The 6,257-nt window shown below is 52.2% G+C and carries 6 protein-coding genes; all 6 read left to right on the forward strand.

The genetic code is table 11. From position 1 onward, the window contains the following. Positions 1–93 precede the first annotated feature (93 nt). The 6 genes from GHN86_RS11250 (at position 94) to msrQ (ending at position 6,071) form a co-directional block, all read left to right on the forward strand. On the forward strand, positions 94–1,818 hold the full coding sequence (locus tag GHN86_RS11250) for an acetolactate synthase 3 large subunit (RefSeq protein WP_323369373.1): 1,725 nt from the start codon (positions 94–96) through the stop codon (positions 1,816–1,818). 2 nt (positions 1,819–1,820) lie between these two features. Next, positions 1,821–2,312: an acetolactate synthase small subunit gene (gene ilvN, locus GHN86_RS11255; protein ID WP_019410366.1), complete on the forward strand. Its 492-nt coding sequence runs from the start codon at positions 1,821–1,823 to the stop codon at positions 2,310–2,312. A gap of 51 nt (positions 2,313–2,363) precedes the next feature. Next, the gene (gene ilvC, locus GHN86_RS11260) at positions 2,364–3,380 is read left to right on the forward strand and encodes a ketol-acid reductoisomerase (protein ID WP_122783674.1); all 1,017 of its coding nucleotides are present in this window, start codon (positions 2,364–2,366) and stop codon (positions 3,378–3,380) included. 142 nt (positions 3,381–3,522) lie between these two features. Continuing rightward, the gene (gene pssA / locus GHN86_RS11265) at positions 3,523–4,380 is read left to right on the forward strand and encodes a CDP-diacylglycerol--serine O-phosphatidyltransferase (protein WP_153379527.1); all 858 of its coding nucleotides are present in this window, start codon (positions 3,523–3,525) and stop codon (positions 4,378–4,380) included. Between the two features lie 63 nt (positions 4,381–4,443). Further along, positions 4,444–5,457 (forward strand): protein-methionine-sulfoxide reductase catalytic subunit MsrP, encoded by a 1,014-nt coding sequence (gene msrP / locus GHN86_RS11270; protein ID WP_153379525.1) that lies wholly within the window; start codon positions 4,444–4,446, stop codon positions 5,455–5,457. After that, positions 5,457–6,071, forward strand: coding sequence for a protein-methionine-sulfoxide reductase heme-binding subunit MsrQ (msrQ, locus tag GHN86_RS11275; protein ID WP_153379523.1), 615 nt, complete (start codon positions 5,457–5,459; stop codon positions 6,069–6,071). The genes msrP and msrQ overlap by 1 nt, the downstream gene beginning before the upstream one ends. Positions 6,072–6,257 lie beyond the last annotated feature (186 nt).

Consider the following 6,257-nt stretch of genomic DNA (forward strand, 5'->3'; position numbering starts at 1 on the left):
ACTACCGTCGCTCATGCTCTGCTGAGAAGTAAACCTATTAAGACCCGTTCGTATTTTTGTGAGCGGTATTCTGGCGTTTTAGAGGTGAACAACGTGGAGCTTTTATCTGGCGGTGAGATGCTCGTCCGCTTTTTGCGCGACGAAGGTGTCAAACATATCTACGGGTACCCAGGTGGTGCTCTCCTTCATGTTTACGATGCGCTGTTCAAAGAACCGGAAGTGACCCACATCCTGGTTCGCCACGAACAGGCTGCAACCCATATGGCTGACGGTTATGCCCGTGCCACCGGTAAAGCCGGGGTCGTACTGGTCACGTCCGGGCCGGGTGCAACCAATGCCATTACCGGTATCGCTACGGCCTATATGGACTCCATTCCGATGGTGATCATTTCCGGTCAGGTGCCTAGCACCATGGTCGGGACCGATGCGTTTCAAGAGACCGACATGATCGGTATCTCCCGGCCGATCGTGAAGCACAGCTTTATGATCAAGCATGCCTCCGAAATCCCGGAGGTGATGAAAAAAGCTTTCTATCTCGCGCAATCCGGTCGTCCCGGCCCGGTGGTTGTCGATATCCCTAAAGATATGACCAACCCGGCTGAGAAGTTCGAGTACGTCTTCCCGAAGAAAGCCAAGTTGCGCTCTTACAGTCCGGCGGTTCGTGGGCATTCGGGGCAAATCCGCAAAGCCGTTGAAATGCTTTTGGCAGCCAAACGTCCGGTTCTCTACGCGGGGGGCGGCGTTATCCTGGGTGGCGGTTCTGAGCCGCTGACCGAGCTGGCAAAAATGCTCAACGTGCCAGTGACTAATACGCTGATGGGGTTGGGTGCCTACCCAGGCACTGACCGCCAGTTCATTGGCATGCTGGGGATGCATGGCAGCTTTACTGCCAACATGACCATGCATAACGCTGATGTCATTTTGGCAGTCGGTGCGCGCTTTGATGACCGTGTTATCAATGGCCCGTCCAAATTCTGTCCGAATGCCAAAATTATTCATGTCGATATTGATCCGGCATCCATCTCCAAAACCATCAAGGCCGATGTGCCCATTGTTGGGCCTGTAGAGAGTGTGATGACCGAAATGGTTGCCATCCTTAAGGACATCGGTGAAAAACCTGATCCTGAGGCAGTTGCCCACTGGTGGAAACAGATTGATGAGTGGCGCGGTGATCGCGGCCTGTTCCCTTATGACAAAGGTGACGGCAGCAAGATCAAGCCTCAAGCTGTGATCGAAATGCTCTGCGAAGTGACAAAAGGCGATGCGTATGTCACTTCCGATGTAGGGCAGCATCAGATGTTTGCGGCTCAGTACTACCGTTTCAACAAGCCTAATCGCTGGATCAACTCAGGCGGTCTGGGCACGATGGGCTTTGGTTTCCCGGCTGCGATGGGTGTGAAGCTGAACTTCCCTGATGCTGACGTTGCGTGTGTGACGGGCGAGGGCAGTATTCAAATGAATATTCAGGAACTGTCCACGTGTCTGCAATATGACCTGCCGGTAAAAATTATCAGCTTGAACAACGGCGTGCTAGGCATGGTTCGTCAGTGGCAGGACATGAACTACGGCAGCCGTCACTCGCACTCTTATATGGAGTCGCTGCCTGACTTCGTCAAGCTGGCTGAGGCCTATGGGCATGTGGGTATTCGGATCACCGATCTGAAAGACCTTAAGCCGAAGATGGAAGAAGCCTTCGCCATGAAAGATCGCCTGGTGTTCCTGGATATTCAGGTTGATACCAGTGAGCACGTATATCCGATGCAGATCAAAGATGGCTCCATGCGCGACATGTGGCTCAGCAAGACGGAGCGTACTTAATCATGCGGCACATTATTTCTTTGCTTCTTGAAAATGAACCCGGTGCTCTGTCTCGCGTTGTCGGGTTGTTCTCCCAGCGTAACTACAACATCGAAAGCTTGACCGTAGCGCCGACGGAAGACCCGACTTTGTCGCGTCTGACGCTGACTACGGTGGGGCATGACGAAGTTATTGAGCAGATCACTAAAAACCTGAACAAGCTGATTGAAGTGGTCAAGCTGGTGGACCTGTCAGAGAGTGCTCACATCGAGCGTGAACTGATGTTGGTCAAGGTCAAGGCGACGGGCGCTCAGCGTGCAGAGATCAAGCGCACCACGGATATTTTTCGTGGACAGATCGTTGACGTAAGCGCCAGTGTTTACACAGTGCAGTTGACAGGTACCAGCGACAAGCTCGACAGTTTCATTCAGTCGATTGGCACTGCATCGATCCTGGAAACCGTGCGTAGCGGCGTCACTGGTATTGCTCGTGGCGACAAAGTACTCAGCATCTAACTCTAATTAAGTAGTACATGGCCGAATGGCCTGGATATATAAGGGAAAATCATGAAAGTTTATTACGACAAAGACTGCGACCTTTCGATCATCCAGGGCAAAAAAGTAGCCATCATTGGTTACGGCTCCCAGGGTCACGCTCAAGCCTGCAACCTGAAAGATTCCGGCGTGGACGTTACTGTTGGTCTGCGTAAAGGTTCGCCGACTGTCGCCAAAGCCGAAGCTCACGGTCTGAAAGTGTCTGACGTTGCCAGTGCTGTTGCCGCTGCCGATATCGTGATGATCCTGACCCCGGACGAGTTCCAGTCTTCGCTGTACAAGAATGAAATCGAGCCGAACATCAAGCAAGGCGCGACACTGGCCTTCTCTCACGGCTTTGCGATCCATTACAACCAAGTTGTTCCGCGTGCCGACCTCGACGTGATCATGATCGCGCCGAAAGCGCCCGGTCACACCGTTCGTTCCGAGTTCGTAAAAGGCGGCGGTATTCCAGATCTGATCGCTATCTACCAGGATGCGTCGGGCAATGCCAAGAACGTTGCACTGTCTTACGCTTCGGGCGTGGGTGGTGGTCGCACCGGCATTATCGAAACGACGTTCAAGGATGAGACTGAAACTGACTTGTTCGGTGAGCAGGCTGTCCTTTGTGGCGGTACTGTTGAGCTGGTTAAAGCAGGCTTTGAAACTCTGGTTGAAGCCGGTTACGCGCCAGAAATGGCTTACTTCGAGTGCCTTCACGAGTTGAAGTTGATCGTTGATCTCATGTACGAAGGCGGTATCGCCAACATGAACTACTCGATCTCCAACAACGCTGAGTACGGTGAGTACGTGACCGGGCCAGAAGTGATCAATGCTGAATCCCGTCAAGCCATGCGTAATGCACTGAAGCGCATTCAAGATGGTGAATACGCGAAGATGTTCATCTCTGAAGGTGCTACGGGCTATCCATCGATGACCGCCAAGCGTCGCAATAACGCCGCCCACGGTATCGAGGTTATCGGCGAGCAACTGCGCTCGATGATGCCTTGGATCGGCGCGAACAAGATCGTAGATAAAGCAAAAAACTAAGTTTCAAGCGTAAAGAGAACGCGGCTTCGGCCGCGTTTTTTCGTTTCAGCGGCCGCTTCTGGTATAAAGCAGGATCGTTTGCGGGTGAGTCTTGGCCGCAAGCCTCTATCGAAACTTTTCATATCGTTGCAAGGTAATGTCCATGAGCGAACGTCCCGAAGAGCCAAAAGCGGCTTCAGACGCCGATAGCCTGCTGCCTGTCGATGAGCATGTCGAAGAAGGGCATGACGCTGAGGGCCGTAAGGTCCGGCATCGTGGTATCTATCTGCTGCCAAACCTTTTCACTACGGCGAACTTGTTCGCTGGTTTTTACTCCATCATCAACTCAATGAGCGCACAAAGTGCTATGAGCGCTGGTGATGCTGCTGGTGCAAGCAAGTATTTTGCATTTGCTGCCATCGCTATTTTTGTCGCGATGGTGTTGGACGGCCTTGATGGTCGTGTGGCTCGTATGACCAATACTGAAAGCGCTTTTGGCGCTGAATATGATTCCTTGTCCGATATGGTCGCTTTTGGCGTCGCTCCTGCATTGCTGGCTTTTGGCTGGGCATTGGGTGATATGGGCAAGGTGGGCTGGATGGTTGCCTTTATCTATGTCGCGGGTGCCGCTTTGCGTCTGGCGCGTTTCAATACCCAGGTTGGCACGGCCGATAAACGCTATTTTATTGGCTTGGCGAGCCCGGCCGCCGCAGGTGTTGTTGCTGGAATCGTCTGGGCATTCAGTGATTATGGAATCCAGGGGTCCAAGATGTCCTTCCTGGTGGCCCTGTTGGTTGCAGCTGCTGGCATGTTGATGGTCAGCAATATCAAGTACAACAGCTTTAAAGAGCTGGACTTGAAGGGGCGAGTTCCGTTTGTAGCCATCCTTGCGGTGGTGTTGGTCTTTGCCGTTGTGTTTAGCGATCCCCCGCGTATTCTGCTGATCGCTTTTTTGGCGTATGCCGCTTCGGGTCCTATTCAATACTTGCTGCATTTACGTCGTAACAAAAGCCGCGGGTGATGTAATTTCTCCCATACTCCGTAGTCTATTGGTGCATCAGCCCTCCAATACTACGGAGTTGTCATGCTAATCAAGCTGCCTAAAGCGTCCGACAGTAAAGAGTCGGACGTAACGCCTGAATCCTTCTATCTATCCCGTCGTTCATTATTGGGCAGTTCGCTTGCAGGCTTGGCTGTGGGCGTACTTCCACGTTGGTCCAGTGCTGACGAGGCCGTCAGATATGCTGATGTCGAGCCGGGCAAAGCGCCCAGCTGGTTTGTCCAAAAGCTTGCTCAAACCAAATGGCAGGCCGTTACGGTAAAAGATGAAGCAATTACTCCTTATAAGGACGCCACGCACTACAACAACTTTTACGAATTTGGCACCGACAAAGGGGATCCTGCTCAAAATGCGGGGGCGCTGAAAACGGAGCCTTGGACGGTGGTAGTGGATGGAGAGGTCGGCAAGCCTGGTCGGTACGCACTGGAAGACTTCATGAAGCCCTATCAGTTGGAAGAGCGAATTTATCGATTGCGCTGCGTGGAGGCGTGGTCAATGGTGATTCCGTGGATGGGCTTTCCGTTATCGGCCTTGCTAAAACAGGTTGAGCCCACATCCAAAGCAAAATACATCCGTTTTGAAACGTTGCAGGATCCCAAGATAATGCCAGGTCAGCGCTCGGGTTTTGCGTTGATCGACTGGCCTTATGTGGAGGGGCTGCGACTGGACGAGGCCATGAATCCATTGGCAATTCTGGCGGTGGGGATGTATGGGCGAGAGTTACCCAATCAGAATGGAGCCCCTCTGCGTTTGGTCGTGCCCTGGAAGTATGGGTTTAAAAGCGTTAAATCGATTGTGCGAATCAGTCTGGTTGAGGAGCAGCCGAAAACCACATGGCAGAGTATCGCGGCGGATGAGTACGGTTTTTATGCCAACGTAAACCCTCAGGTCGACCACCCGCGTTGGACGCAGGCGCGTGAGCGGCGTTTGCCGAGCAGCCTTTTCAGTCCCAACGTGCGTGATACCCAAATGTTCAACGGTTACGCTGATGAAGTCGCTTCTATATATAGTGGATTAGATTTGCGGAAGAACTATTGATGCGACTTTTGCTCTGGCGGCTTTGCGTTTTCATGACTGTTTGCATCTGGCCTTTGTATTGGTTGTATGAGGCCTGGAGTTTTGCCTTGGGGCCAGATCCAGGAAAGGTGCTGGTAGATCGACTGGGGCTTGGCGCACTGATCTTGTTGCTGGTGACCTTAAGCATGACACCCTTGCATAAGCTTACTGGCTGGACAGGGTGGATTGCTGTTCGGCGACAGCTTGGCTTGTGGTGCTTTGCTTACGTTGTACTGCATCTGTGTGCCTACCTATTTTTTGTTCTTGGGCTTGATTGGTCGCAGCTAGGTGTGGAGTTAAGCAAGCGTCCCTACATTATCGTCGGTAGCTTGGGGTTCCTCTGTCTGCTGGCACTGGCTGTAACGTCCAATCGTTACAGTCAAAAACGTTTAGGCGTGCGTTGGAAAAAGCTGCATCGTTTGGTGTACTTGGTTTTAGGGTTGGGCTTGTTGCATATGCTTTGGATTGTGCGGGCTGACCTCAAGGAGTGGGCGATCTATGCATTTATAGGGACCAGTCTTCTAGCTTTGCGAATACCTGCGGTGAAGCGCCGTATTCCGCGCGTATTTAAGAAAAAACCATATTCAGCAGCTTAACCAGCGATTACTGCTTGACCCGGAATTATAAAGGCCTATAATTCGCCCCACTTCCGGCGCAGTCGAAACGGAAAACTCCTTGATATTCAATGAGTTGTACGGTTTTCGACGGTGTCAGCTTCAAGTCATCGAAGCAGGAAATGAGGTGTTGACAGCAGCGTGTAACGCTGTAGAATTCGCCTCCCG

The organism is Pseudomonas helleri (genome assembly GCF_009600315.1).
Taxonomy (GTDB): Bacteria; Pseudomonadota; Gammaproteobacteria; order Pseudomonadales; family Pseudomonadaceae; genus Aquipseudomonas; species Aquipseudomonas helleri_A.

What these genes read in the sequence shown, in the direction of transcription:
- ilvC (WP_122783674.1), top strand. Translation starts at nt 2,364, where the DNA reads ATGAAAGTTTATTACGACAAAGACTGCGACCTTTCGATCATCCAGGGC.
- ilvN (WP_019410366.1), top strand. Translation starts at nt 1,821, where the DNA reads ATGCGGCACATTATTTCTTTGCTTCTTGAAAATGAACCCGGTGCTCTG.
- pssA (WP_153379527.1), top strand. Translation starts at nt 3,523, where the DNA reads ATGAGCGAACGTCCCGAAGAGCCAAAAGCGGCTTCAGACGCCGATAGC.
- msrQ (WP_153379523.1), top strand. Translation starts at nt 5,457, where the DNA reads ATGCGACTTTTGCTCTGGCGGCTTTGCGTTTTCATGACTGTTTGCATC.
- msrP (WP_153379525.1), top strand. Translation starts at nt 4,444, where the DNA reads ATGCTAATCAAGCTGCCTAAAGCGTCCGACAGTAAAGAGTCGGACGTA.